Origin of the sequence: Amycolatopsis sp. NBC_01286, from assembly GCF_035982555.1 — a bacterium.
Classification (GTDB): domain Bacteria; phylum Actinomycetota; class Actinomycetes; order Mycobacteriales; family Pseudonocardiaceae; genus Amycolatopsis.
In genome coordinates this window covers 8956459-8983137 of the sequence record NZ_CP108428.1, presented here as the reverse complement: position 1 = coordinate 8983137, position 26679 = coordinate 8956459, and the positions used below count along the sequence as shown (strand labels likewise).

Genomic DNA, 26679 nt, shown 5'->3' with positions numbered 1-26679 from the left:
GCTCCGGGTACGAGTAGCACTGGCACCAACTCGTCCGCGAACGGCAACTCGAATTTCGGTGCTCCCGGTACCGGGAGCACCGGCACGAACTCCTCCGCCACGGGCAGCCCGGGGAGCAACGCTTCCAGTACGACATCAAACCCGCCGGGAGCCGGCTCGGCCGGAACCGGGGTGAACAACACCGCGGGCAGCAATCCCGCACCCGGTCCTTCGAATGAGCGCTCGAACCCCACCGAAAGTGGACTGCCGGGACTCACCCCGCCGGACGCTCATTCCGCCACGCCCACGCCCGCGCCGCCGTCGGTGGTGGGAAGCGTCGGCGGGGTGGCTGCGACAGGCTCGCCGACACCGGGCCCCACACCAAGCCTTCAGCAGCCGAACACCGGACCGGCGACCGACGGCGCTTCCGCGGCCAACGCCCACCCGACCCCCGATGCCGGAGCTGCCGAGGTCGGTCCCGGGTCTGGGACGGCCCAGACTGGCTCCGAGCCGACTACTGGAACCAGACCGGCCCAGGGCAGCCCCGACCCGTCAACCGGTCCTGGACCGGTGAAGGCCGATGCACATCCGACGGTGGCCGCCGGGCCGATCAAGCCCGAGTCGACGACGGGTTCTGGACCGATCGAGGGTGACGCCCGGCCGGTCACCGGGATTGAAACGGCGAACGCCAGCACCGCGGCGACAGGATCGGCCAAGACCGGTGTCGACCCGGCCTCGGCGATGGGAAGTGCCAAGCCTGTTCCCGAGCCGGTCATCGTGACCGGGACCGGGACGGCCAAGGACGGTCCGCAATCGGCCCTCGGGGTCGGTTCGGCCAAGGACGGTCCGCCGTCGGCCCTCAGGACCGGGTCGGCCAAGGCCGGTCTTGAGACTGGGCCGAGCAAGAGCGGTGCCGGCACGGCTAAGCCCCGCCCGGTTGTGCCGCCCTCGCCGATCAAGACTGATTCTGTGCCCCGCTTTGTCACGTCCGAAGAAGTTGCGGCCGCCAAGGATGGCGTGCAGTCCGCGGTCACCAGTGCGAACAGCGATCCGGGGGCCGAGAATGCCGTCAAGACGCCGGCGCCGACCAGCCACCAGAGCCCGCCCCAGGCGCCGCCCAAGGTCCATACCAGACAGTCCACATCGGAGACCAAGAAGACAACCGACACCCGCCGTCGGGATGTCGCTCCGCCTGCGCGGCTGGTCTCCGAGCGGTTTGATCCCGCCAAGTCCATCTCGCAGCAGTTCGAAGGCGACGGCCTCAAAGACGGCGAACTCGACGGCGCCGTCACCCAGATCCGCTACGACGTCCGCCGTTACGAGACCGAGGACGGTGATTGGGTCCGGGACTTCACCGTCCCGCTCGACCTGACCTCGAACTCCGGCTCGGTGACGTCCGAAGCCCGCGCCCAGCTCGCGCAAGACCTCCAAAAGCACCTCGACGCCACCGTCAATCAGGGAAATCAACTTCCCGGTGGTGACAAGCTGCACGTCACCGTTGACGTCCGGACTCCACTAGGGCCGGTCGACGGCGACTGGCAGAGCGACCGCGGCCGCGGCGTGCCCGTCGACGTTCACGACTCCACAGTGGATGGAGCCCGGCCGACCGATCAGACGCACTGGGATGTCCACGACGCCAAGGCCGGGCTCACCCACGAGGTCATGCACTACCTCGGCCTCGGCGAGGGTTACCACGACGACCGGCTGCTGCTCCGCCGCGACGACCAGCCCGGCGTGATGGGGCCGGACGCCTGGACCGACTCGACGCTCACCGACCAGAACCTCGCCAAGATCCAGGAGATCTCGGACACCGCGCCGATCCGTGACCATCATCTCGGCGACCCTGGTGTCACGTTCACCCCGCGTTCCGAACCCCCGTCAGGGCACGCGAAGCCGCCGTCGAATCACCACGGTCCGGCAAAGGCGCCCATCACCGTCAACACGGTGACCGTTGACGACCCGCATTCCGGGCAGGTGCTCGATCGGCGCGTTCTGCCGCCGCCGCAGCACACCGTTCTCGGCGTGCACGGGATGGATCCCGTGTTCGTCGGCGGGGACACGCCGCACGACAACTTCCGTGAGGCCGTCGCCGCCAGTCTGTCCGACAATGCGCCCAACGAGCACGCCCGGATCACTGCCGCTCTCGATGGCAACAAGAACGAAACGAACCTCGACGCGCTCGCTGAGGCCGCCGATGTTCAGGTTCATGTGCTTGATAGCCAGGGGAACTGGACCAGTCACGGCCCGGAGACCGGTCGTCCGGTCCACATCATCCAGACCACTGTGGACGGGAAGCCGACCTACCTCGGGACCAAGGAGAACGTCCACGTCGGACGTCCACATGTGAGCTATCCCGGCTCGACCGTGCTGCGCACAGAAGAAGGCCGCAAGGTCGTGCACCGCGGTGAGTTCGAGATCGAGACGGTCAAGGGGCAGCACCACGTGCGCCTCTACACCGCGATCCTGACGCCGGCCGCGCGTGGCTCGGAGTTCAAGGACGTTCATCAGGACACCGACGGCCACGTCCATCCGTTCAGTGGTGACGGTAAGGAGGGCTCGAAAGTCTTCTGGGTCGGCGGTGGACGTCCGCTGCGGGCTCTGCAGTGGACGGCGAAGTACGAGCACGACGTCAACCGCAAACCCGGGATGCAGCCCGTCCTGCGGTCGTTCCTCGTGCCGCTCGACACGTTCACGAAGGTCAGCGCGCAGGCCACCGTCGAGGCGCAGTCGCAGGGCAACAGCCTGTCGATGAACGTCGACCAGAACGGCGACACCAACCAGTTCGGCTTGCGGGGCAAGGACTTCGACGCGCTCCAGCAGCAGGCGCTCAAGGGCTCGCTCGTCACGTACACCCCTGGCGGGCACGACCGGCAGATGCCCGACGTCGCGGGCCGGCAGGAGGATCTCGCCGACCTCTACCACCGGCTCGGCATCAGCCCGGACTTCGACTCCGCCGCCCTCGGGCGCGAGAACGACCCGTGGTTCAGCTGGACGCCGGACGGCCGCAAGTACTTCCGCAACGACCCCGCCGCGCTGCGCGGCCTCGCCCGGACGCTCGGAAACCACTACCACACCTGGAAGAACTCACCCGACCTGTTCTTCGGCCCGGCCGGCGACAGCATCCCGGACGTCACCGGGCACGCGAGCCCGGACAGCAAGGCGCGCCGCACCGAGGACATGAACGTCTTCCTCAACACCCACGGTCCCGGGCGCGCCACCGTCGGGCAGCTCTCCGACGGGATCGGCGCCGCGATCGACACGGCCGTCCGGCAGCACGCTCCCGACGGCGTCCCGGTGGGCTCCAAGGAGCTGAAGGACGCCGTTCTCGGCGAGGTCAAGGACAGCCTGAAGCTGCCGAACCAGGTCCTGGCCGAGGCCATGGGTGACGCCCGGCGCGACACCCTCGACAACATCCGCGCCGCGATGACCACCGACCCGCAGGTGGCGGCGAAGGCCGCGGACGTCGTCACCAAGGCCGTCACCGACCGGCTGACCAGCGAACTCGGCGACACCGGCACGTTCGGGCCGGACGTCGCGAAGATCGTCCACCAGACCGTCCGCGAGCACTTCGACGCGCTCAAGGGCGCTCGGGGCACCCAGCTCGACGGCCTCAAGCAGGGCAAACGCGGCTACCTCAGCGGTCCGCGCGCCGAGGCGTTCACCAAGGGGATCGCCGACGACCTCGGCAAGAACGCCGACCTCAAGAAGCTGCTCGCCAAGCCGGGCGTCACCATCGCGCCGGACGTCTTCGCCGCGCAGCTCAAGGCCCAGGTCGTCCCGAAGGCGATGCACCCGGTCACGAAGACGTCGCTGGCCGGCCTCGACGCCGACGCACTGCGCGCGCACTTCCAGGCCAAGCAGAACGACGTCGCCGACGCCCTCGCCAAGGAACTCGGCCGCAAGAACGCGGGCAAGCTCGCCGACCCAGGCTTCCGGAAGAACCTCGCGAACGCCGTCGGCCCGGAGGTCCGCGACCCGGACCTGCTGCACAACGCCCGGTTCGACCCCGTCACCCACGAAGACGCCGACGCCTTCATGGACCGGCTGCCCGACTTCGCGACGCAGGCCGAGATCGGCTCGGCCATCGCGACCGACGAACGCCGGATCAAGGCCGACTTCGACACCCGCGAGACCGACCTGACCGACGACGGCATCGACGGCACGCCGTTCGCGAACGAGTTCGGTCGCTGGCAGGCCGAGCACACCCGCGGCTACACCCAGAAGAACGACCCGGCCGTGTTCGCCCGGCACCAGACCGCGGGCCGCAACCTGGCCTCGACGATCGAGGACGCGCTGGCGGACCCGAAACCGGAGTCCGCCAAAAAGATCGTCGATCAGCTGGTGTCCGATGTGGACTCCGGCGGCACCCTGGCGCGCAAGTTCGCCGAGACCGTCAAGCCGCAGGCCGACGGCCGCCCGGACCGCGCGCCGGGGCAGACGAAGCCGAACACCTTCGGCGAGCACGCCCAGATGGTGCTCAACCAGTACCTCGCCCTCACCCAGGGCCAGCCGGACGCCGGCCGGTTCGTGTCGCGGGACGCGATCGCGAAGGCGATCCTGTTCCACGACGCGGACAAGGTGAACTCCAAGAACCAGTACGGCGACGCCCAGGTCAGCCACGACCGCGAGCCGGAGCACCGCGGCGCGGTTCAGCACATGAACCGCCACGAAGGACTGTGGGCGTCCAAGCGCGACTTCGAGATCGCGCGGGCGTTCGTCGACTCCGACCCGTTCGGCTTCTACTTCCGCGACCTGGGTGTGTCCGCAAAGGACGTTCACACGTTCGTCAAGGCGCTCGCCCACAAGGCGAAGACACCGGACGGCCGCACGCCGAACGCGTCCGACGTGCGCGACCTGTTCCGCGAGTTCCACCAGTACTACCAGGCGGACTTCTCCTCCTACAGCCCGCAGGCGAAGTTCGTCAACGACACCACCGGCGAGGTCCAGGACGGCTACGACAAGCTGACCGGCCTGGCCGTCGATCACGGCGACCACGTCCGGGTCCCCGGCGAGCACCGGTTCGCCTACTCGAACGACGCCCGCGACGGCGGGAAGACGCCGTACGAGCAGAAGTACCAGGAACTGGCGAAGCTGTTCGACGACGCGGTGCACGACGGCACCGTGCTGGTCGGGGACGCCGATCCCGGCCCCGACGGCACCGACCGCGACTCGGCCCACGGCGTCCGCGCCGTCCACGAGACGAACCCGCAGGCCAAGCCCGCCGTGCTCGCCCGCGTCAAGCCGCGCGATTTCAGCGAGAACGAAACCCGCGCGATCGACGACGCCCTCAAGCACTACGCCCCGATCCTCGGCGAGCGCCGGGCGAACTCGAGCCGCGCGCACGCCGAGCAGGAGGTCCGGCACTTCGCGGCCGTGTCGTTCGGCGTCGAACGCGGCCAGATCGCGCCGACGGCCCGCGCCGAGTACCTCGCCTCGCACGAGACCGTGAACCTCTACGCGATGGGCGTGATCAACAGGGAGTTCGGCGGCGGTCACCGCGGCATCGAGGGCACGGTCACCCACGAACTCGCCCACGGCCTGCTCTCCTACGCCCTCGACGACTACGGCAAGCACGTCGGCAGCTGGAACCCGGACGGCTCGCCGCACCGCGAGCCCGGCGGCGAACCGCCGGCCGACCCGAAGATCCGCGACGACATCGCCGACTTCAAGGCCGCCCTCAAGTCCCACTTGCTGGACCCGGACGGCTTCGCGACGCGTTCGCCGCGCCGCTCGGAGTTCGTGAGCCGGCTGGCCGAAGCCCATCCGGACGTCTTCACCCGGCTCGAGAACGAGCTGTCCGGCAAGGCCGCCGAGCGGATCTTCAAGGAGGTGAAGGGAAGCCAGGCCGAGTTCAACGTCCACACCGGACACTGGGACGCCGACGGCTACCCGGCGTTCGCCGGCGAACGCCCGATCAGCAAGTACGGCGCGACCAACGTCCACGAGGACATGGCCGAGACGGCCAAGTACTACTTCATGGACCCGGATCACCTCCGGCAGCACGCGCCGCAGCGGGCCGGGTTCTTCGACCGGCTCATCGCCGGCTGGGACCCGGCGCACCGCGACGACGTCCTGGTCGACGACGCGCCCGACACCCGGCCGCTCCGGGCCCGGCTGCCCGAGTACGCCCGCGACGGCCGTGCGCTCGGTGCCCTCGCGCCGGTCGACGTCCGGGGCGCCGACGAGGTCGGCACGCGGATCGAGCAGTTGCTGAGCCCGCTGGCCGACGGCCGGCCCGAGGGTGTCGACGCCATCACCGGCTCCCTCAAGGGCGGCGGCTTCGAGTCGTTCCTCGGCGCGGGCAAGGCGTCGATGGTGCGGGTGGGGGAGAAGTGGTTCGAGGTCCGCGTCCAGGCCGAGCCGGACCTGGCCTCGGTCGCCGCGGACCGGATCACCGACGCGACGCCGGCGACCGGCGACGTCACCAACAAGCACGAGACCACGCACGGCGACCCGAACGCCGACACGACGACGGGCAGCGTCGGAACGTCGGTGTTCTGGCTGTTCCCGGCCGGGCCCTACGCCTCGGTCGGCGCGTCGGCGCAGCTCGCGGCGCCCGCCATCGAGCACACCTCGACCAGCACCAGCACCGAGCAGCGGGTCATCCGCTCGGCCGGTGACCTGAAGAACGCCGACGTCCCGGTCAAGTACCGGATCACCGTCACCACCCAGACCGGCGGGCAGACCGGGTCCGAAGTGGACGGCAGCGTCCGGCTCCTGGTGCCCACCGATCTCACCGGCCTGGAGACGCACGACCACCAGGACACCACCCCGCGCGACGACTGGGCCGAGCGTGTCGAGTTCCTCGCGCCGGAGGCCGTGCTCCTCGACGAGCAGGCGTTCTTCGACCAGGTCAGCGGCAAGCTGCACCCGTCGGTGACCAAGTTCGGCGCGCCGGGCCGCACGGCGCTGCGCGAGTTCGCCAGCGGTGGCGGCCTGCGGCAGGTGCTCGGCACCGCGCTGTCCGGCTCGCCCGTGGTGTCGAACGACCTGGCCAGCCCGCACGGCAGCTACCGCGAGGCGGTCGAGCTGCGGGCGAAGCCGACCGGCGTCGAGCTGCTCGGCACCGTGCCCGGCGACTCCGAGGTGAAGCTCACGGACTCGTCCGTCGCCGGTGGGAGCACGTCGGCCGCCTCGAAGTCCGGCGGCGACGTCAACGGGATCTTCGGCGGCGGCGCCTACATCCCCGGCGCCGTCGGCGGGGTGGCCGGCGTCAGCGCGAGCGCGTCGGCCAAGGTCACGCAGACGTCGCAGAGCGGCACGAGCGTCACCACCAAGACCAACCTGAACGCCAAGGGCGACATCGGGCTGTACAAGGTGACCGTGGACCTCGCGGTGACGACGTCGAGCGGCGAGACCGTCACCGTGCCGGCCACCGCGTATGTCCGGATGGGACTGCCGGAGGCGAAGGCGCAAGGCCTTCCGGTGCCGGACGGCACGCGCGACAAGGTCACGCCGGGGGAGAAGCGGTTCGAGCCGCCGTACCTCGCCGCGGCCGCGGCGGCCGGGCACGTCCGCGCGGGCACCTTCACCCCGGCGACGAAGGTCCAGGCCCAGATCGAGAACACCCTGCGCGAACGCCCGGGCTTCGCGAAGTTCCTGCCGCGCTTCGACAAGCTCCAGCGCGACGTCTCGAAGGGCTCCGGCGCCGGCACCGCCGAACGGCTGGGCAACCTCCGCAAGATCACCGCGAACTTCTCGCCGGCCGCGTTGCGGTCCAAAATGGACGATCTGCTCGGGCCGGGTGTGTCGACGCAGCTCAAGCGGCGCGGCCTGTTCACCGACGAGTACCTGAGCGTCACGGTCAAGGCGAAGCTGTCGCCGGGCCGCCACCTCGGTCAGGCCACCGGCCGGTCGGTGAAGGGCAGCACCGCGACGTCGCCGACCTTGAGCAGCAGCACGACGACCGAGAAGGGCTGGAGCGTCGGGCTCGAAGGCCGGATGATGATCCCGAAGACGACGCCGCTGACGTCGCTCGGCATCAGCCCGACCGTTACGCCGGTGCAGTACTCCGACACCACGACCTGGAAGAACTCCGGCGGCCCCACTACGACGACGACAACCGGGATCGGCGGCAGCCCGGACGCGCAGGTGTTCGAGCACGACGTCGAGTTCGAGGTCGAGATCACCAGCCACACCCGCCACCGCCCGTGGGTGAAGAAGCTGACGCCCGGATCGCCGTTCCGCCAGACGCCACGAGTGTCCACAGTGGCCAAGACCGGCGACGGCCTGCCGAAGATCGCCGGCCAGGTCGACCTCTGGGTCAGCGACGGCTCGGCGCCGAAGACCGACCCGACGCGGTTCGCGCCCGGCAAACCCACGGCCGTCGACCTGGAGACCGCTCCGAAGCTTGACGTGCTGCTCGGAGCCGACCGGCCGCCCGCGCCGAAGTTCCTGCACGTCGAAGCCGTCGCGAACACCGAAGCCCTGCGGGACGAAGCGGTCCGGCAGCTCGGCCGCGCCGCGGGCGGCGACGGCGTCCTCGGCCTGCCCGGCGGCGAGGCCCGCAAGCGGATCGACCGGATGTTCTCGCCACAGACGTTCCGCTCCGGCCTCCCGCGCTTCCTGCGTCAGGGCGCGCGCTCGGGCGGGTTCCGCTACGAACGCCGCGTCGCCGACCGCGTCGGCGGGCTCGGGATGAACGTCGAGCTGAGCAACCCGAAGCTCGTCATGACGTCCGAGGCGGGCGGCAGCGACACGACGTTCGCCGGCGGCACCAAGGCGGGCTACGAGAAGTCCCGCAAGCAGGCCGTCGAGGCGAACGCCCAGTTCGGCATGACCATCCGGGCCGACGGCAGCGACCCGCACGGCCAGGGTCAGCTGTACACCTCGGCCAAGTGGAGCCCGTGGAGCCGCACGAAGGGCACCTCGGCCGAGCTGAGCGCGAGCGTCGACCACGTCCGCCGCGCGCCGTCCGACAGCCGGACCGTGCTGGTGCAGTACGACGCCGACGTGCGGCTCGTCGCCGAGACGCGGCAGGAGAGCGTGGTCAACGGCGGCAAGTCGCGCGCCGGAGCCGACGTCAAGCTGCCGGGCGCGGTGTTCGTCCGGATGACCGAGGACCAGGCCCGCGAGCAGGGTCTGCTCCCGTCGGTCGAGCCGCGCACCCCGGCGCCCGGCACGCTCACTGCGCCCGCACTGGTCGGCGGCACGTCGAGTGCGCTGGGCGCGGCCGTCGTCGAGGACGCGCCGGACCTCAGCGGACTCATCCGCGACGCGCGCGCGACCCTCGGCAAGACCGGTGACCGGCTGCTGCCGAAGTCCGTTTTGGACGACTCGATGAACAACCTGCAGCGGATGCTGGACGCGGCGTCACCGGAGAGCGTGACGTCCCTTGTGGACGGTGCGCTCGACGGCGGCGTGCCGCTCGTCCTGCACGACCCGGGCGTCGTCACCACCGACACCTACCAGGTGCTGCTCAAGGCGCGCGTCACCGAGACCGAGTTCCTGGACGTGGCGCACGACGGCAGCGAGATCGACCACGCCGTCAGCGCGACCGCGACGGCCAAGGAGAACGCGGGCCGCGGTTCGTCCTACGGCGGCCAGTTCCGCGGCGCCGGACGCGGCCTCTTCACCGACAGCCACGCGAAGGTCAGCGGTTACGACGGTGTCTACAAGGGAGTGTCCGGGACCCGCACCAAGAGCGACCAGACGACCGCCACCGATACCAAGACGACGTCGAAGACGGCGTCCTCGAGCGGGCCCGCGGTGCGGTACCGCGCGAAGGTGACGTTCGATCTGGTCGTCACGCGCGGCGACAGGACGTTCCCGGTCACCTCGCAGGACGCCGACCTCGTCGTCCGGGCGGCCGCCGACGACCAGAAGATCATCACCGGGGCCGCGCCGAAGGACCACAACGCGGCGGCGACGAACGTCAAGACCTTCACCGACGCCGACCTGAAGACCTGGCAGGACGGCGGGCACGGCGCGCTGCCGGCGTCGGCGACGACCGAGGGCCTGCGCGGCGCCGCCGAGGTGCGCGCGGCCGCCCGGCAGGCCCTGCGGACCGCCGGCGCCCGCGACGGCCTGATCAGCAACACCACCCTCGCGTCCGCCGTCACCAACGAGATGCTCCAGGCGAACCTGCCCGACCTGGTCAAGGGCCCGCTCGACGTCCCTGAGCTGCACGAAGCCGCCGTGCTGCGCAACGGCCACGGCACGGTCAAGGTCTACGCGCGGGTCGTCAACCCGAAGCTCGCCGGGCTGAGCGACAGCGTGAAACTGGAGCACTCGGCGACCGAGACGGCGACCTTCACCGGCGAGGCCAAGACTTCGGCCAGTTCCGAGCAGCAGCACAACCTCGGCGGCGGCGGGGTCACCGACCCCGGGCAGAACGCGCACTCGTGGGGCGGCCTCGACACCCGCTCACCCGACGCGAGCACCGAGCCGACGTCGTCGACGTCCGCCGGCGACCAGTCGGTGACCGGCAAGCCGAAGGGCCGCACCGGGCTGGTCGGCTTCGACGTCGAGTACCGCGTGGTCGCCGACCTCGGCGGCGGCCGGACCGCGGCGGTCGAGGTGAAGGTGCCGTCGTCGGCCCTGGTGCGGATGACCGACGCCGACGTCGAGGCGTTCCTGAACGCGAAGCTGCCGGACACGCTGAGCCGGGCCCAGGACGCGGTGAAGGACGCCGCCGAGGCGTGGCGCACCGCCGAAGAGGCCGTCGACCAGGCGCAACGTGGTGCCGACGACCGCTGGCTCGATCAGCGCGAAGGCGCGCGTCGATTGGCCGAAGACGGCCCGGCGCTCGGCGTCGACACCTCGACCGACGCCGTCCAGGCCCTGCGGGACGCGCTGGCCGCGGCGGAGACCGACGCGCGTGACGCCGGGGCGCGGCTGCGCGCGGGCAACGCGGAGATCTCGCGCCTGAACGACGTCGCCGACCAGGCGCTCACCCTGGCCGGGGCCGCCGAACCCGGCTCTGACGAGCAGCGGGGTCTCCTCGCCACGCGCGGAAAGGCCCTGGAGGACGCGGCCGCGATCCGGGCCGCGCAGCCGGAGCTGACCCGGGCTCGCGGCGCGGCGCAGGACCGGGCCGAACGGCTCGCCGCCGTGCTCGACGAGCACCGCAACGATCGCGCCGACCAGATCTCCCACCGGGACGCCGCGCTCGACGACGTCGTCGAGGCCCGGCGTCGGGCCGATGAGGCCCGGCAGGCGTGGTGGGACGCCAAGCGGGAACTGGACCGGCAGGTCGACGCGTTCGATCCGTCTACTGTGGACGCCGTGCTGGCGCAGGACACCGTGACCGGCGTCGACACCGGGACCGGCCTGCCGTACGACTTCGACGTCTCCCAGATCGAGGCCCGCCCGGTCACCGACCGGTCCGGCCGGGTGGTCGCGGTGTCGTTCCTGCCCGCCGCCGAGCACACCGCGGACATCGAACGCGACTGGGCGGACGACCACTCCGACACGGTCGGTTCCCTCCCCGAAGGCGCTACGCCGGAGCGGACCGCGCCGCTGCTGCGTGACGCCCGGGAGAACGGCGCGAAGCCGGACCTCGACGGACGCGCGTTCGGCGAGTGGGCGTCGCAGAGCCCCGCGCCGTGGGATTCGAGCACGCTGTTCGTCATGGCGCACGGCCGGCCGCAGTCGGTGAAGCTCACGCTGCTGGGCGGGCGGACCGTGCGCGTCGACGGCGCGTCGTTCGCGAAGATCCTCGCCGCGTCGAAACCGTTCGCGCAGGCGGCCGGGTCCGCGCGGCCGTCGATCACGCTCATCGCGTGCGCCACCGGCAAGCTCGACGGCCCGGGCGGTGTCGCCCACGACTTCCAGCGGGCGTTGTCCGAGCTGGGCGGCACGCTGCAGGTGCACGCGCCGACCGAGCCGGCGCTGTTCGGCCGCCCGTCGGCGACCCTGGGCCAGGCGACCGGCGCCACCCGCGGCTTCACGACCGTGACCGACGGCGGGCACTTCGCGACCTTCGGTGAGCGGTTCAGAGGTGAACTGGCCGATCAGCCGGGGACCACCGTCGAGTTCGACGCGCCTGCCGCGACGCCGCTGCTGGACGCGTCCGGCGAGGTCCGCGGCGTCAGTTTCCTCGAACCGGACGAGGCGGCGAAGGTGCAGGCCTGGCTGTCGCAGACCACCGGCGAGAACCTCATCGTGGAGGCCGCGCCGGACGAGATGCGCGAGTTCGCGTCGGGCGCGCAGCCGTCGTTGCGCGGTCGCGGGCCGGGCGAGGGCGGCGTGCTGGTCCGGGCGCCGTGGGCCGACGAACTGGCGCGGGGGAAGACGTTCCTCGTCACCGGGCACGGAGAGGAGACCCGCGCCAAGGTCTTCGCCCAGGTCGACGGCGAGCGTCGCGCGGTGTTCGTCGACGGGGCCACCCTGGCCAGGCTGGTGACGTCTTCCTTTGGTTCCGCGCGACCGGAATCGGTGACGCTCTTCCCGTGCGCGGCCGGCCGCCGTCCCGGGCCGGGTGGGGTCGCTTTCGACTTCCACGCGGCTTCCGGCCTGCCGGTGCACGCGGCCACGGACTCGGTGCTCGCCAACCGCCGTGGTGACGACGAGCCGTCGGCGCCGCTGTTCGGCGCCACCGACGACGCGTTCACGGCTGTCGTCCGCGGCGGGCACTGGACGACGTTCGGGAAGCCTGTCGACACCGCGGCGGTCGTCGAGGAGCTGGCCGAGGCGCTGGGCAAGGACTGGCACTACGCGCGTCCGGAGCCCGTCTCGGGACTGGTGCCGCTGGCCGATCGCGCCCGGACTCTCGAGGTGGTGCGGGAAGCCGTCGCGACGACCCTCGCGCTGCGCGACCCCGCGCCGGTGCTGGCGCAGCACGAACAGCCCGACGTCGTCCGCGCGGTCGTCGACCGGCATCTCGGGCACCGGGACACCGGCCTGGCCGCGGGTGCGCGTGAACTCGCGCGGGCGGTGCTCGTGGCCGACACCGGCGACGGTCCGTTGCCCGCCATCAGCATCACCGGCACCGGCGCCGGTTCAGTCGCGAAGGCCTTGGCCGGGCACCTCGGCGAGGCCCTCGCGCACGACGTCCTGGCGCGCGTGCCGGTGAAGATCCGTGGCGGCGACGGCGGGCACGTCGAGATCTCCTTCGCCTCGACGCGGCTGCGGATCGACCCGGCGGTCGGGGAGATCGTCGGGCAGCTCCGGTCGGGGCTGCCGGTGCTGCGTTTGGACAGTGTCGCGGACGTCGTGGAGTCGCACGAGAATCCCGGTCTACTGTGGACGTCGGTGCTGGCTCAGGTGGCGACTTCGCCGGAGTTCGCTGCGGTCACGCACGTCGTCGACCGGCGGTTCGACCCGGTGTCCGGGAAGTGGCGGCCGGTCGGACCGTCCATCCGGGACTTCTTCCCGGGCGTGGGCAAAGGTGAGTGGCGGGACGGCTTGGTGTATCGGCCTTCGGCTCCGAGCACCTCTATTGTGGACACCCCTCGTACGCTCGCCGAGTCTATTGTGGAGCGGCTCCGTGACGGATTGCCTGTGCCTGTCGTTCCGGACGCGCTGATGGCTGATGTCCAAAGTGAACTGATCGCGTTGACTCCGCCGGGTGCGGCGCCGTTTGTAGTCGATGGCGCCTTGAGCCCGGCCGACGCCGCGGCCGTGGCCGGGCTGGCCGAGGAGTTCGCGTTGCTGCAGCTGCACGGCGTCACCGACACCGTCGTCGGCCGGGACGACGTGCTGGAGATCGCGGCCCGGGTGGCCGGCGGCCTGGACGTCGGCGCCGCCGCGGACGCCATCGACGCCCTGGCCCGGCACGGAGCGTTGCGGCCGGGACTGGTGACGGTCGCGATGGACGCCGTCCTGGCGTCGCCGGACGTCGAGACGCGGGCCGGCGCGGTCGCGGTGGTGATCCGGGAGCTGGCCGAGGGGGATCTGCCGATCGGGGTCATGCGCGAAGCGGTGCGTGGCGCGGTGGACGACCCCGAGCCCACGCGGCGCGCGTTGTGGCTGATGCGGCGGTTCCGGGTCACGAACCTCGCGTGGCTCTACCGGTGGCGGATCGCGGAGGGCGTGCGACGCTATCAGGAACAGGAGAAGGCGGCGTCGGAACGATCGGCCCGGTTGACGGCCGCGGTGGGAGGGGTGCGTGATGACGGCTGAGAAGTGGGTGCTGCTCGTCGACCCGGCGTGGCCCCCGGAGCCGTCGGCGCCCGACCGGTCCCACGTGGTCGGCGGCTGGCCGGCCGCGGCGGACGGCTCGATCGGCGACTTCGAGCCGAACCCGGAGTACGTGCCGTCGGGCCCGGACAGCCCGGCGGACCCGCTGGACGCGGTCCTGCGGCTGCTGGCCGTGGGTGACGCGGAGTTCGCCCAGGTGGCGTCGGTGTTCCGCCAGGTCGAGACGGCGGTCGCGTTGGACGCGTCGGGCGCACCCTTGACGGCACCGTCGCCCGACGGCGTCCCGTGCCTGCTGGTCGCGACGGCGCCGGCCCACCGCCACCGGGTCCGGACGGCGGGCTGGCGGGCGGTGGACGCGGCGGAGCTGGCGGCGCTGCTGGCGGACCGCCCGGGCACGGACCTGCTGCTCAACCCGGGCGCGGTCGGCTGCACCCGTCTGCCGGCGGCGACGGTCCAGGACCTCACCTCGCGCCCGTGACGCTTGAAGTCCGTGAATGCCACATCGAGGGACCTAGTGTCCCTCGATGTGGCATTCACGGACTTGGCCTAGTCCGCCGGACCGCCTGGGTTCACCGGGCTTTCGCCGAGGCGGTGCAGGACGGCCGCCGCCAGGGCTGTTCGTTCCAGCATTCCCTCGACGCTGATGTGCTCGTGCCGTGCGTGGGCGCCGTCGCCGACCGCGCCGAAGCCGTCCAGGACCGGGTGGCCCAGCGCCGCCACGAAGTTGCCGTCGCTGGCTCCGCCCACCGAGCACTCCGCCAACGTGACGCCCAGCTCCGCCGCCGTCGCGCGGGCCAGGGCGTACAGCTCCGCCGTTGCCGGGGAACGCTCCATCACCGGGCGGTTCCAGCCGCCCTCCACCACGAGTGTCGCGCGGGGGTCGTGGGCCGTCAGCGCCGCCAGGCTCGCGTCGATGCGAGACGCTTCCGCCGCGCTCGACACGCGCACGTCGACCTCTCCGGACGCCGCGCCCGCGATCACGTTCTGCCTGGTCCCGCCGGTGATCACGCCGACGTTGACCGTCGTCCCGGCGGCCGGGTCGGCCAGGGCGTGCAGGGCCAGGACCGCCCGGGCCAGCTCGTCGATCGCGCTCGCGCCCTTCGCCGGGTCCAGCCCGGCGTGGGACTCGACGCCGGTGGCGCGCACGCGGAACAGGCCGACGCCCTTGCGCGCGGTCTTCACCGCGCCGGCCGCGCTCGCCTCGAACACCAGCGTCGCGCGGGTGCCCGCCGCGGCCTCCTCGATCACCGGCCGGGACGCCGGGCTGCCGATCTCCTCGTCGCCGTTGAGGACCAGCCGGACGGCCGGGCGGGGGAGCCCGGCGGCGTCGAGCGCGCGCAGCGCCCACACCGCGTGGACCAGGCCCGACTTCATGTCGAAGATCCCCGGCCCGGTCGCGTGGTCGCCGTCCACCGTGAACGGCCAGTCCGCGAGCGTCCCGAGCGGCCACACCGTGTCGTAGTGCGCCAGCACGAGAACCGGCTGACCGGCACCCGGGTAGTCGTAGACCTTGACGTCGCCGTGCGCGCCGCCGTCGACGTCGCGCACCGACGCGGGCGGGCCCAGCCGCTCGCGCAGCCAGCCGTCCACCCAGGACAGTCCCCGGGCGAGGCATTCCTTGTCGTCACTGGGCGTCTCGATGCCGACGTAAGCGGCGACGTCGGCCAGCAGCTCGTCGCGGTGGGCGCGCACCCACTCGTGCAGGATCGTCACGGTCGCTCCCCGAGGACGTGGCCGACGACCTGGGCGTGCGTGGCGAACCAGACGCCGTCGTGGCCGGTGATGTGGTCGAGCAGCTCGGTGAGTATCGCGATCCGCGAGCGGTGCCCGATGATGTGCGGGTGCATGGTGAGCTGGAACAGGCCGCCGTCGGCGTAGGCCGCGTCGAACTCGTCGCGCCAGATCGAGAGCACCCCGCGCGGTGGTGTGTAGGGCCGCAGGGCGGCGAAGCGGTCCATCATGAAGTACGGCGCGTCGTCGCGGATCCACTCCACCGGCAGCTCGACCACGCCGGTGGGCTCGCCGTGTTCGAGGAGCTCGTAGCAGTCGTCGTCGGCCATCAGCGACGAGTCGTACTGCAGGCCCAGCTCGCGGGTGATGGCCAGGGTGTGCGCGGAGAAATCCCACGACGGCGTCCGGATGCCGGCCGGCCGGGTGCCCGCGAGCCGTTCCAGGACGTCGGCGGCGCGGAAGGCGAGGTCACGCTCTTCGGCCTCGGTGAGAGCGGTGTTGCGTTCGTGGATCCAGCCGTGCAGCGCGACTTCGTGCCCGTTGTCCACATAGGACTGGACTTCGCCGTCGTGCAGCAAAGCCGAGACCGCGGGCACGAAGAAGGACGCCGGCGCGGAGTACCGCTCGAGGAGCCGCAGCAACCGCGGCACGCCGACGCGCGCGCCGTACTCGCCCTGCGCCAGCTTGCCGGGCAGCACGTCGCCGTCGCGCAACGCGGGCGTCTCGTGGTCGGAGTCGAACGACAGCGCCACGGCCACCTTCGCGCCGCCGGGCCACGACGCGGGCCGCAGCGCGCGGCCCGCCCGGACGTGCTCGACGTGCCCGCGCCACGTCGATTCGTCCCACCGCCAGGGTTGTTCCGTCATGCGTCCTCCAGGGCGGCGGGCTCGAGCGTCTCGACTTCGTTCTCCACCACCGCATCTTGAACGCGGGGAAACGTCGAGGGCAAGGGGCCGGAAGAGTCAGCCGGCCCGGATCACGCCCAGGCCCAGCGGCGTGATCTCGTGGATCTGCGACTTGCCCGCCCGGGTGCTGGTGATCAGCCCGCTCGCCCGCAGGACCGACGCGTGCTGGCTGGCCGTGGCCAGGGCGATGTCCGTCAGCTCCGCCAGCTCGCTCGTGTTGCAGCGGGTGATCGCCACCGTCATGAGGACGCGGGCGCGGGTCCGGCCGAGCAGCGCGGCCAGCGACGGGCCGGGCTCGGCGTCGCTGTCGAGGGTCGTGTGGCCGATCGAGTAGACGAGCACCGGCGGCAGCCCCGGGTCCTTGTACGTCGTCGGCATGCCGTGGGCGAAGAATGTCGGGAGCAGCCGGAGGCCGCGGCCGGCCAGGTGGAGCGTCTGGTCGACCGGGAAGCGGACGTGGAGCACGGGCGGGTTCCACGTGATGTCCGGGTGCAGCGTCGAGAGCAGCAGCTGGGGCCCGCCGCGCTCGAGGCCGGACTGCAGCCGGCGGCGGTCGCGCGCGACGGTGCGGCGGACCGCCGGCCAGTCCGGGGCGAGGCACTGGCGGTAGTAGTCGTGCAGCGCCGTGCCCAGCCGGCGCAGCTCGCGCGGTTCGCCGTCGCCGAGTCGGCGCAGCCACGGCGGGACGCGGGTGCCCTGCGCGGCGAGCTCGGCGACGTCGGCGGCCAGGACCCGCGGCGGGGTCTCGAGCATGGCGGCGATGCCGTCGCCGACCGTGCGGGCCCCGGCCGGGGTGAGGAAGTCCGGGCAGTAGCCGTACGGCGGCACGGCGGCCATGAGCAACCGCCCGGACTCGGGGACCGCGGAACGTGACCCCCGGCGCCACCGGCCGAAGAACGGCTCACCCTCGGGTCGCCGGATCCGGTAGCTGCTCATCAGCAGCTCCCACATCGGGTCGGCGTCCTCGGCGATGGTCAGCTTCGCCAGGTCCGCGTCCGTGAAGTGAATTTCCAACATGCCGGGCGCACCCCCTTCCCAGCGAGAATAGCGCTGGTCGGACGCGGTTTCCGCCGGGTCACCCGGCATTCCCGCCGGGCGACGTTTCGGCCGGGCGCGAAACGTTTTCGGGCCCGTTGACCCGCTCGCGCGACGCTGGCAGGTTCTGCTCGACGGGACGTGCCCGCAGCCGGCTGGGGGAGGGCTGCGGGCACGCCCGGTGACCAGGGGCCGGCGACGCTCGAAAAGGCGGTATCCGGATGCCTGCCGTGCGATCCTGGTCGCATGACGCAGCCCGGCGAACCCCCACCGGACGGCGAGGTCGATCCGGCGGCCCGCACCCAGATCCTGCTCGCCGAGTACAACGCGCTCCGGACCGAGACCGAGCGGCGAGCGACGGTCCAGTGGAACGTGTTCGCCCTCCAGCTGGCCTCCGCGGGCGCGATCTCCAGCGTGGCGATCTCGTCGTCGAACTTCGCCCTGCTGCTGCTCGTCCCGTTCGCGGCGTACCTGCTCGGCAGCCGGTACATCCTGCACGACTTCCACCTCAAGCTGATCCGCCGCTACGTGCGCGAGTCGCTGGCGCAGCGGCTCGGCGGGCAGGTCCGGTGGGAGTCGTGGCGGACGTCGGCGCTGGCCGCGCCCACGACCCGCGGCTGGTTCAGCGTCACCGGCTGGAACTTCCTGCACCCGACCAGGCTGGCGTTCGAGGGGGTCGGTTTCCTCAGCCTGGCCGCCGGGCTGCTGTCCGCGGGCTACCGCTGGTGGCGGACCTCGGTGCCGTGGCCGTTGACCGTCGGCTTCTTGCTGGGCTGGCTGCTCGGGCTCGCCGCCGTCCTGCTGCTCGGCCGGGCTTTCCGGCGCGCGTCGGACCTGTGAGTGGCCGTCGTGCACGGTTTGCCGGGCCGGCGATGTTAACTTTGGGACAAGCCTGGAGGAAGGACAGCGATGAGCGAACCCGGCCGGGTGGTGCCCGCGCGGCGGCGGGGGCTGGCCGACGAGGTCGCCGACCGGATCCGGGACGCCATCTTCGACGGCGCCTACCCGCCCGGTAGCCAGCTGCGGGAGGTGGAGCTGTCCGCCGCGCTGGGCGTCAGCCGGGGGCCGGTGCGGGAAGCTCTCCTGCGGCTCGAACGGGAGGGCCTGGCGCGCAGCGAGTGGCACCGCGGCGCGACCGTGACGGCCCTGACCGAGCCGGACGTCGCCGAGCTCGACACGCTGCGGGCGGCCCTCGAGCAGCTCGCCGTCGCGCTGGTGATCGAGCGCGCGCCGGCCGAGGGGCTGGCGGCGGTCGACGCGGCCGTCGGGCGGATGGCGCGTGCCGCGGACGAGCACGAGATGGTCCGCTGCGACATCGGCTTCCACGACGCCGTGTACGCCGCCGCGGGGCACCGGCGCCTGCTCGAAGCGTGGGAGGCCATCCGCTCGCAGGTGCACCTGTTCCTGCTGACGCGCGTCGGCGTCGAGGCCGACGGCTACCTCGCGGCGATCCCGGAGGAGCACCGGCAGCTGGCCGCCGCGCTGCGCGCCGGTGACCGCGAGGCCGCGCTGGAGCTGTTCGCCACCCACCGCCGGCACGCGTTCGACATCCTCACCGGCAAACGGCGCTCAGCCGGCCGGTGACGGCTCGGCCGTGAGCGCCGCGTCCGCGAAGCCCGCGGTCAGCGCCCGGAGCGCCGCGTCCAGGTAGACCGTCAGGTCCGCGTCGGCCCGGGCCGACCAGCGTTCGTAGGCCGCGCGGCACGCCGCCAGCACCGCCCGGCCCACCGCCAGCGGGTACAGCGAGTCCGCGGGCTGGCCGGTCCGCGTGCCGACGTACGCGCTGACCGCGCGTTCCCAGGCGTCGTAGTGGATCGCCGCGCTCGCGGCCAGCTCGGGGACCGAGCTGAGCAGGCTCATCCGCTTGCGCAGCTCGGGGACGTCCTCGGCGCGGTAGTGGTTCGCGGCCAGCACGGCCGCGCGGACGGCGTCCATCACGGGCAGGCCGGCGGGCGCGTCGGCGAGCAGCTTCCGGATCGTCTCGACCTCGGTGTCGAACTCGTTCCACAGGACGTCGGACTTGGCGTCGTAGTACCGGAAGAACGTGCGGCGGCTGACCCCGGCGGTCGCGGCGATCTCGTCGACCGTCGTCTCGTGGAAGCCCCGTTCGGTGAACAGCCGCAGGGCGATGACCTCCAGCTCACGAGCGCTGGTGCCCGGTGGGCGGCCGCGGCGGGCGGCGGGGGTCGGTTCGGTCATCCGTGTGCCGTTCCTTCGTGAGGCTTGTTTCTGACACTGGGTGACATTACTCTGCCTGATATTCGTCACAGGGTGCCGAAAAGAGGTCGATCATGCGGCTCGCGGAACTGTCCTCGCCGGACGTCGCCGAGCGCGCGGCGGCCGGGGCGATCCTGGCGGTGCCGGTCGGCGCGACCGAGCAGCACGGCCCGCACCTGCCGCTGACCACCGACACCGACATCGCGAAGGCCCTCTGCGACGGGCTCGCGGCCGCACGCCCGGACGTCCTGGTGGCGCCCGCGGTGGCCTACGGCTCCAGCGGCGAGCACGCGGGCTTCGCCGGGACGTTGTCGATCGGCCAGGAGGCGACCGAGCTGCTGCTGGTCGAGCTGGGCCGCTCGGCGGCCGAGACGTTCGGCAGGCTGCTGTTCGTCTCCGCCCACGGCGGCAACGCGGGCCCGGTCACCCGGGCCGTCGCCCGCCTGCGGGCGGAGTCGCGCGACGTCGAGGTGTTCCAGCCGCGCTGGCCGGGCGATCCGCACGCCGGCCGCCCGGAAACGGCGCTGCAGCTGGCGTTGCGGCCGAGCGGAGTGCGAATGGACCGCGCGGTCGTGGGGGACACGCGGCCGCTGGGAGAGGTGCTGCCGCTGCTGCGCGAAGGCGGCGTCCGCGCGGTGACGGCGACCGGGGTACTGGGCGACCCGACGTCGGCGACGGCGGCGGAGGGCCGGGAACTGCTGGCGCTGTTGACCGGAGCGTTGGTGTCCCATGTGGACGCTTGGCATCCGGCGGTGGTCGCATGACGGCGCCTGCACCCGGCGCCGGTGTCCCCTGTGGACACCCGACCCGAGGCGCGGTGGCGGCATGACCCCGCGCATCGCCCTCGTGACCGGCGCGGCGCGCGGGATCGGCGCCGCGACCGTCCTTCGGCTGGCCGAGCAGGGTTACGCCGTCCTCGCCGTCGACGTCGCCGCCGACGATCCGGCCCTTCCGTACCCGATGGGCACCGCGGCCGAGCTGGCCGCCGTCGTCGCGAAGGCGGGGGACAACGCCGCGGCCTTCGTCGCCGATGTCCGCGACCCCGGCGCCCTGGCCGCCGCCGTGGCCGAGGCCGAACGCCGCTGGGGCGGGCTCGACGTCGCGATCGCCGCCGCGGGCGTGATCGCCGGGGGAGTGCCGCTCTGGGAAGTCCCGGAGGCGCGGGAAAAGGCCGTCCTCGAGGTCAACCTCAACGGCGTCGTCCATCTCGCCCGGGCCGCCGTGCCCGCGTTGCTGCGCCGGCCCGAACCGCGCGCCGGCCGGTTTCTCGCCGTCGCCTCGGCCGCCGCGACCCGTGGCCTGCCGATGCTCGCCGCCTACTGCGCCGCGAAGGCCGGCGTCGCCGGGCTCATCCGCGCGCTCGGTGCCGAGCTGGGCCGCACCGGCGTCACCGCCAACGCCGTCAGCCCCGGTTCGACCGACACCCCGATCCTCGCCGAGAGCGCCCGGCTCTACGACCTGCCCGAGGCGGCCGCGTTCGCCGAACAGCAGCCCGCCGGGCGGCTCCTCGACCCGGCGGAAGTCGCCGCCGTGCTGGCGTTCCTCGCCGGCCCGGACAGCGGGGCGATGACCGGCGCGGTCGTGCCGGTGGACGGAGGTCTGGCCTTATGACGCCCTTGCCGCCCGGGTTCCGCGTCGCGCTGGACCCGGACACCCGCGAACTCGCCGACGGCCTCTGGTTCGGCGGCTCCCCGGCCCGTGTGCTGCGGCTGACCGGGGCGGGCCGCAAAGCGTGGCAGGACCTCGGCGACGGCCCGGTCACCTCCGCCGCCACCGGCACGCTCGCCCGCCGCCTCACCGACGCCGGTCTCGCCCATCCCGTGCCGCCGGAGCCTGACGCACCCGCGGACGTCACCGTCGTCGTCCCGGTCCGCGACCGCGCGGAACTGCTCGGTCGCTGCCTGGCCGGGCTCGACCACAAGCACCCCGTGCTCGTCGTCGACGACGGTTCGGACGACCCCGCCGCCGTCGCGGCCGTGGCCGCCGCGCACGGCGCGAAGCTGGTCCGCCGCGACGTCAACGGCGGCCCGGGCGCCGCGCGCAACACCGCGCTGGACCACGTCGGCACCGAGCTGATCGCCTTCCTGGACAGCGACTGCGTCCCGGCCGACGGCTGGGCCGACCGCCTCGCGACGCACTTCGCCGACCCGCTGCTCGCCGCCGTCGCCCCCCGCGTCCGCGCGCTGGCGCCCGGCACCTGGGCCGGCCGCTACACCCGCGCCGCGGGCAGCCTCGACCTCGGCGACCGCCCCGCGCGGGTCGCGCCGGGCACGCGCGTGTCGTACGTGCCGACCGCCGCGCTCGTCGTCCGCCGCAGTGCGCTGACGTCGGTCGCGGTCGACGGCGCGGTGTTCGATCCGGCGCTGCGCGTCGGCGAGGACGTCGACCTCGTCTGGCGCCTGCACGAGGCCGGCTTCCGCGTCCGCTACGCCCCGGACGTCGCCGTCGACCACCACGAACCGGAGACCTGGCGCGACCTGCTGGGCCGCCGGGCCCGCTACGGCACGTCCGCCGCACCGCTCGCGCTGCGGCACCCGAAAGCGCTGGCGCCCTTGGCTTTGCACCCCTGGCCCGCGCTGACCGTCGGCGCGCTGCTGGCCCGCCGGCCGGCGCTCGCCGCGCTCGCGTTCGGCGGCTCGGTGGGCAGCATGGTCCGGCTCCTGCGCGCCCACGACGTCCCGGACGCCGGGGTCGTGCGCGCGATGGCCACCGCCGTCCGGCAGACCTGGCTCGGGTGTGGCCGCTACGGCACCCAGTTCGCGGCCCCGCTCCTCGCCGCGCTGCTGGTCCCCGGCGGGCGGCGCCGCTGGAGCCGCCGCGCCGCCGTCGCTTCGCTGCTGCTGGGCCCCCCGCTGACCGCGTGGGCGCAGCGGCGGCCGGAGCTCGATCCCGTCCGCTACACCGCGGCCGCGATCGCCGACGACATCGCGTACGGCGCCGGCGTCTGGGCCGGCTGCCTGGCGCAGCGCACCACGGTGCCGGTCCGCCCGGCCGTCGTGCGGCGCCCGCTGAAGATCGACCCGAAGGGAACACGATGACCTGGTTCGAGTCCGTCGCCGAAGCCCAGCGACGCGCGAAGAAGCGTCTCCCCGGTTCCGTCTACTCCGCCCTGATCGCCGGTTCCGAAAGGGGCCTGACGCTGGCCGACAACCTCGGCGCGTTCGACGAGCTGCGGTTCGCGCCGCGCACCGCCGGGCACTTCGGCGAGCGCGACCTGAGCACGCACGTGCTCGGCCGCGACGTCGCGCTGCCGGTGCTGATCTCCCCGACCGGGGTGCAGGCGGTGCACCCGGACGGCGAGGTGGCCGTGGCCCGCGCCGCCGCCGCGCGCGGGACGTCGATCGGGCTCAGCTCGTTCGGCAGCAAGCCGATCGAAGAGGTCGTCGCGGCCAACCCGAACACCTACTTCCAGGTCTACTGGACCGGCACCCGCGAAGACATCCAGCGCCGTCTCGAGCGCGCCCGCGCGGCCGGGGCCGTCGGCATCATCCTGACCCTGGACTGGTCGTTCTCGCACAGCCGCGACTGGGGCAGCCCGCACATCCCGGAACGGCTCACCTTCCGCGAGCTGCTGCGCTTCGCGCCGGAAGGCCTGACGCACCCGCGCTGGCTGCTCGACTACGTGCGCACCCGCGCGCTGCCGGACCTCGGCGTGCCGAACATGGCCCAGCCGGGCGAGCCGTCGCCGACGTTCTTCGGCGCGTACGGCCAGTGGATGCAGACGCCGCCGCCGTCGTGGGAGGACGTCGCCTGGCTGCGCTCGCAGTGGGACGGCCCGTTCCTGCTCAAGGGCGTCATCCGGGTCGACGAGGCCCGCCGCGCGGTGGACGCGGGCGTCAGCGCGATCTCGGTGTCCAACCACGGCGGCAACAACCTCGACGGCACCCCGGCGACGATCCGCGCGCTCCCGGCGATCGCCGAGGCGGTCGGCGACCGGGTGGAAATCCTGCTGGACGGCGGAATCCGCCGCGGCAGCGATGTCGTGAAGGCCCTGGCCCTGGGCGCTCGCGCGGTGCTGATCGGCCGCGCGTACCTGTGGGGCCTGGCCGCGGACGGGCAAGCGGGCGTCGAGAACGTCCTCGACGTGCTGCGGGGCGGCATCGACTCGACGCTGCTGGCGCTGGGCAAGCGGAGCGTGCACGACCTCACCCGGTCGGACGTGCTGGTGCCCACGGGGTTCGAGGCCGACCTCGGCGTCGCGGTCGGCTGATCACCCGACGTCGGTCTCGGGGACTGCCTTGGCGAGTTCGTCGAACCCGGGCGGGCAGTACGCGGCGCCGGCGTCGTGCCGCCGCCGGGCCGCGCTCGACGCGACGGACATGGCGACGGCTTCGCGGAGGTCGAGGTGAAGCCGCGCCAGGGGCCGCTGCAGGCGGTAGATCCCCGTGCGCGACTCGTGGATCTCGCCGAGCGGGTTCGCGTGCACCGCGGGGAGGTTCTCGACGCCCCACCCGGCTTCGGTCGTGAACGCGCCGTTCCGCAGGCCCAGGCCGTGCTCCGCCGCGCGGCCCGCCAGCCACCGGAGGGCGACGTCGGCCAGGGACGAGTCCGGGTAGCCGCCGCCGACGTCGCTGTGCACCCCGGAGAACCAGACCTGCTCGACCACCTGGTCGCCGGCGTCGTCGTGCCGCGTCCACAGGGCCGGCCGGAAGGCCTTGCGCCGCTCGTCGATCGCGACGGCGTGCATCGCGACGTCGACCCGGCTGCTCAGCTCGGTGTCGTGGAAGGCGAACCGCCGGTTGATCCGGTCCATCAGGAACTTCGGCCCGATCGTGGGGATCCCGAGCGCGCCCACCGTGTCCCAGACGCCGATGAACCGGATCCGGGTGTCTTCGTGGCTGTAGGACCGCCGGAACAGCTCCGACTCGATGTCCCGCGGCTTGATCGACCGCGCGCGGTACAACGCGTACGCGTCGTCGATCCGCTCGACGGCGGCCGGCTTGAGCACTCCGGCGTTCCGGATCAGCCCGGCGACGCTGCGCGCGGTGTAGGCGCCGCGGCTGAAGCCGAACAGGAAGATCTCGTCGTCCGGCTCGTAGTTCTCCACGACGAACCGGTACGCGCGGAGCACGTCGTGGGCCACGCCGACCCCGAACGCGCCGCCGCGCAGCCGCGCCCGGCCGTAGGACCCGACACCGCGGTGGTAGTACAGGCGCTGGGGGACGCCGTCGAACTCGCCGGCGACGGCCAGGGCCAGCTTCGTGACGTTCGTGGGGGACGGCGTTCCGCCGGAAGTCTGGTCCGGTGTGTTCCACGTGCCGTCGCAGCAGATCACGAGACGTTTCATGGCACCCCTCTCCGGAGCCTCCCCCAACGGGTCGCAGGAGCGAAGGCCTGGTTACGCGGAATCGGACACGTCACCCGGATGGCGTAGCCGCGGCCGGTCGTTCCCGACGTCCGGGTCTGGACCACCGGCCCCCGGGACTGGTAATCCTTCGCGGATGACGATGGACGCGATCGCCCTGCACAGCATCAACCCGTGGGAAGTGTCGTTCCTGCGCGAAGAGGTGGCCGGCTACTTCGCCCACGGCATCGAGTTCGCACCCGGCGCCACGGTCCTCGACGTCGGCGCGAACGTCGGCGTCTTCTCGGCGGCCGTCTACGAGCGCCTGGACGGCGACGTGCGGATCTTCGCCTTCGAGCCGTTGCCACCGCTCTACGAGACGCTGGAGCGCAACGCCCGCGAGTTCTTCGGCGGCCGGCTGACCGCACTGCCGTTCGGGTTGTCCTCGGCGGAGGACGAGCTGGACTTCAGCTACTTCCCGGCCGCGACGATCTTCTCGTCTTCCTTGCGGGACGCGGGAAACGTCGAAGCCGAGCGCAAGCGCGTCACGGCCAGCATCGTCGAGATGATCCGCCGGGGCGGCCTGGGTGCCACGGCCCGTCGCGTCCCGGCGCCGGTGCTGCGGGGAATCGTCGGCCGCAAGCTCCGGGTCATGCGGGAACTGGAGACGCACCGCGTCCGCGTCCGGCCGCTGTCGCCGGTACTGGACGAGCAGGCCATCGACCGCATCGACCTGCTGAAGGTGGACGTCGAGGGCGCGGAGCTGGACGTGTTGCACGGCATCGAGGACCGGCACTGGCCGTTGGTCCGGCAGGCGGTGGTGGAGGTCGAAGGCTGGCGGCGCAACCGGGACACGATCCGGGAGGTGTTCGCGGGCAAGGGTTTCACGGTCAGCGCGGAGCAGGACCCGGTGCAGGAAGCCGCGGACATCGGCATGGTGTTCGCGGTTCGCTAGCCGCGCCGCCGGCGGAGGAGCACGAAGGTCACGATCGACGCCGCCGCCAGTACCGCGGACAGGGCGGCCAGGAAGATCGTGGCGCCGGTGAAGGCCAGGGGGTCCCGGACGTCCCAGAGCGTGGCGTCCGGGCGTTCGGGGTCGTAGCCGACGCGGAGCCGGTCGCCCGTCGCCAGGCCCGGGTCGCGCGGGAAGTCCTTGAGTCGGGCGGTGATCTCCCGGCCGTCCGCGGTCGTGAACCGGACGTCGACGTTGTAGCTGGACTTCGTCGGCACGACCGCCGTGACCGTGGCCGGCGCTTCCTGGCCCGACGCCCGCAACCGGCTCTCGGTCCGCTGCACGGCGACCGCCCCGAGCGCGACGGCGACGGCGAGCACGAGCCCGGGGACGAGAACCCACCCGGCGGCCCGGCGTGGCCCGGCCGAGGCGGGTCCGCGACGCCGTCGCACCCGGGCGACGGGGACCGGCTCGGGTTCGCTCATGTGTCCAGT

17 protein-coding genes are annotated in these 26679 nt (G+C 72.8%); 9 read left to right on the top strand and 8 right to left on the bottom strand.

What is annotated here, in order from left to right:
- Positions 1-1494: 1494 nt before the first annotated feature.
- Together OG570_RS41075 and OG570_RS41070 are read right to left on the bottom strand one after the other, a co-directional pair.
- Positions 1495-1812 (bottom strand): hypothetical protein, encoded by a 318-nt coding sequence (locus OG570_RS41075; protein ID WP_326954166.1) that lies wholly within the window; start codon positions 1810-1812, stop codon positions 1495-1497.
- Positions 1813-1857: 45 nt separating this feature from the next.
- The gene (locus tag OG570_RS41070) at positions 1858-2187 is read right to left on the bottom strand and encodes a hypothetical protein (protein ID WP_326954165.1); all 330 of its coding nucleotides are present in this window, start codon (positions 2185-2187) and stop codon (positions 1858-1860) included.
- On the opposite strand from OG570_RS41070, the gene OG570_RS41065 reads away from it, so the two are divergent.
- Together OG570_RS41065 and OG570_RS41060 are read left to right on the top strand one after the other, a co-directional pair.
- On the top strand, positions 2188-14043 hold the full coding sequence (locus OG570_RS41065) for a hypothetical protein (protein ID WP_326954164.1): 11856 nt from the start codon (positions 2188-2190) through the stop codon (positions 14041-14043).
- On the top strand, positions 14033-14539 hold the full coding sequence (locus OG570_RS41060) for a type VII secretion system-associated protein (RefSeq protein WP_326954163.1): 507 nt from the start codon (positions 14033-14035) through the stop codon (positions 14537-14539). Before OG570_RS41065 ends, OG570_RS41060 begins: the two co-directional genes overlap by 11 nt.
- Positions 14540-14607: 68 nt before the next feature.
- On the opposite strand, the gene OG570_RS41055 is transcribed toward OG570_RS41060, so the two are convergent.
- The 3 genes from OG570_RS41055 to OG570_RS41045 all read right to left on the bottom strand — a co-directional run bounded on the left by OG570_RS41055 (position 14608) and on the right by OG570_RS41045 (position 17714).
- A complete protein-coding gene (locus OG570_RS41055) occupies positions 14608-15774 on the bottom strand; it encodes a M20 family metallopeptidase (RefSeq protein ID WP_326954162.1) in 1167 nt (388 codons plus the stop codon).
- The gene (locus tag OG570_RS41050) at positions 15771-16658 is read right to left on the bottom strand and encodes a polysaccharide deacetylase family protein (RefSeq protein WP_326954161.1); all 888 of its coding nucleotides are present in this window, start codon (positions 16656-16658) and stop codon (positions 15771-15773) included. Before OG570_RS41050 ends, OG570_RS41055 begins: the two co-directional genes overlap by 4 nt.
- Positions 16659-16754: 96 nt before the next feature.
- Positions 16755-17714 (bottom strand): ArsR/SmtB family transcription factor, encoded by a 960-nt coding sequence (locus tag OG570_RS41045; RefSeq protein WP_326954160.1) that lies wholly within the window; start codon positions 17712-17714, stop codon positions 16755-16757.
- A gap of 264 nt (positions 17715-17978) precedes the next feature.
- On the opposite strand from OG570_RS41045, the gene OG570_RS41040 reads away from it, so the two are divergent.
- Both OG570_RS41040 and OG570_RS41035 read left to right on the top strand, forming a co-directional pair.
- Positions 17979-18572 (top strand): hypothetical protein, encoded by a 594-nt coding sequence (locus tag OG570_RS41040; protein ID WP_326954159.1) that lies wholly within the window; start codon positions 17979-17981, stop codon positions 18570-18572.
- A 69-nt stretch (positions 18573-18641) separates the two neighbouring features.
- Positions 18642-19316 carry a GntR family transcriptional regulator gene (locus OG570_RS41035; protein ID WP_326954158.1) on the top strand — a complete coding sequence of 225 codons (675 nt, stop codon included), beginning with the start codon at positions 18642-18644 and terminating at the stop codon, positions 19314-19316.
- On the opposite strand, the gene mftR is transcribed toward OG570_RS41035, so the two are convergent.
- Positions 19302-19931, bottom strand: coding sequence for a mycofactocin system transcriptional regulator (gene mftR, locus OG570_RS41030; protein WP_326948547.1), 630 nt, complete (start codon positions 19929-19931; stop codon positions 19302-19304). The two genes, OG570_RS41035 and mftR, sit on opposite strands and share 15 nt — an antisense overlap.
- 92 nt (positions 19932-20023) lie before the next feature.
- On the opposite strand from mftR, the gene mftE reads away from it, so the two are divergent.
- The 4 genes from mftE to mftD all read left to right on the top strand — a co-directional run bounded on the left by mftE (position 20024) and on the right by mftD (position 24159).
- Complete coding sequence (gene mftE, locus OG570_RS41025) at positions 20024-20713, top strand: mycofactocin biosynthesis peptidyl-dipeptidase MftE (RefSeq protein WP_326954157.1); 690 nt, start codon at positions 20024-20026, stop codon at positions 20711-20713.
- 61 nt (positions 20714-20774) lie between these two features.
- On the top strand, positions 20775-21560 hold the full coding sequence (locus OG570_RS41020; RefSeq protein ID WP_326954156.1) for a mycofactocin-coupled SDR family oxidoreductase: 786 nt from the start codon (positions 20775-20777) through the stop codon (positions 21558-21560).
- On the top strand, positions 21557-22987 hold the full coding sequence (mftF, locus tag OG570_RS41015; protein ID WP_326954155.1) for a mycofactocin biosynthesis glycosyltransferase MftF: 1431 nt from the start codon (positions 21557-21559) through the stop codon (positions 22985-22987). The genes OG570_RS41020 and mftF overlap by 4 nt, the downstream gene beginning before the upstream one ends.
- Complete coding sequence (gene mftD, locus OG570_RS41010; protein WP_326954154.1) at positions 22984-24159, top strand: pre-mycofactocin synthase MftD; 1176 nt, start codon at positions 22984-22986, stop codon at positions 24157-24159. Before mftF ends, mftD begins: the two co-directional genes overlap by 4 nt.
- Here the strand turns inward: mftD and OG570_RS41005 are convergent, their stop codons facing one another.
- The gene (locus tag OG570_RS41005; RefSeq protein ID WP_326954153.1) at positions 24160-25236 is read right to left on the bottom strand and encodes a DUF2235 domain-containing protein; all 1077 of its coding nucleotides are present in this window, start codon (positions 25234-25236) and stop codon (positions 24160-24162) included.
- A 154-nt stretch (positions 25237-25390) separates the two neighbouring features.
- Between OG570_RS41005 and OG570_RS41000 the strand changes: the two genes are divergently transcribed.
- Complete coding sequence (locus OG570_RS41000; RefSeq protein ID WP_326948553.1) at positions 25391-26188, top strand: FkbM family methyltransferase; 798 nt, start codon at positions 25391-25393, stop codon at positions 26186-26188.
- On the opposite strand, the gene OG570_RS40995 is transcribed toward OG570_RS41000, so the two are convergent.
- Positions 26185-26670, bottom strand: a complete 486-nt coding sequence (locus tag OG570_RS40995; RefSeq protein WP_326954152.1) for a DUF3592 domain-containing protein — start codon at positions 26668-26670, stop codon at positions 26185-26187. The genes OG570_RS41000 and OG570_RS40995 overlap by 4 nt on opposite strands.
- Positions 26671-26679: the final 9 nt, after the last annotated feature.

Excerpts from the sequence above, each read along its gene's own strand:
- mftD (WP_326954154.1), top strand. The coding sequence starts at position 22,984 with ATGACCTGGTTCGAGTCCGTCGCCGAAGCCCAGCGACGCGCGAAGAAG.
- OG570_RS41060 (WP_326954163.1), top strand. The coding sequence starts at position 14,033 with ATGACGGCTGAGAAGTGGGTGCTGCTCGTCGACCCGGCGTGGCCCCCG.
- OG570_RS41035 (WP_326954158.1), top strand. The coding sequence starts at position 18,642 with ATGAGCGAACCCGGCCGGGTGGTGCCCGCGCGGCGGCGGGGGCTGGCC.
- OG570_RS41000 (WP_326948553.1), top strand. The coding sequence starts at position 25,391 with ATGACGATGGACGCGATCGCCCTGCACAGCATCAACCCGTGGGAAGTG.
- OG570_RS41075 (WP_326954166.1), bottom strand. The coding sequence starts at position 1,812 with ATGATGGTCACGGATCGGCGCGGTGTCCGAGATCTCCTGGATCTTGGC.
- OG570_RS41005 (WP_326954153.1), bottom strand. The coding sequence starts at position 25,236 with ATGAAACGTCTCGTGATCTGCTGCGACGGCACGTGGAACACACCGGAC.
- mftF (WP_326954155.1), top strand. The coding sequence starts at position 21,557 with ATGACGCCCTTGCCGCCCGGGTTCCGCGTCGCGCTGGACCCGGACACC.
- OG570_RS41045 (WP_326954160.1), bottom strand. The coding sequence starts at position 17,714 with ATGTTGGAAATTCACTTCACGGACGCGGACCTGGCGAAGCTGACCATC.
- mftE (WP_326954157.1), top strand. The coding sequence starts at position 20,024 with ATGCGGCTCGCGGAACTGTCCTCGCCGGACGTCGCCGAGCGCGCGGCG.
- OG570_RS41050 (WP_326954161.1), bottom strand. The coding sequence starts at position 16,658 with ATGACGGAACAACCCTGGCGGTGGGACGAATCGACGTGGCGCGGGCAC.
- OG570_RS41020 (WP_326954156.1), top strand. The coding sequence starts at position 20,775 with ATGACCCCGCGCATCGCCCTCGTGACCGGCGCGGCGCGCGGGATCGGC.
- OG570_RS41070 (WP_326954165.1), bottom strand. The coding sequence starts at position 2,187 with ATGAACCTGAACATCGGCGGCCTCAGCGAGCGCGTCGAGGTTCGTTTC.
- OG570_RS41040 (WP_326954159.1), top strand. The coding sequence starts at position 17,979 with ATGACGCAGCCCGGCGAACCCCCACCGGACGGCGAGGTCGATCCGGCG.
- OG570_RS40995 (WP_326954152.1), bottom strand. The coding sequence starts at position 26,670 with ATGAGCGAACCCGAGCCGGTCCCCGTCGCCCGGGTGCGACGGCGTCGC.
- mftR (WP_326948547.1), bottom strand. The coding sequence starts at position 19,931 with ATGACCGAACCGACCCCCGCCGCCCGCCGCGGCCGCCCACCGGGCACC.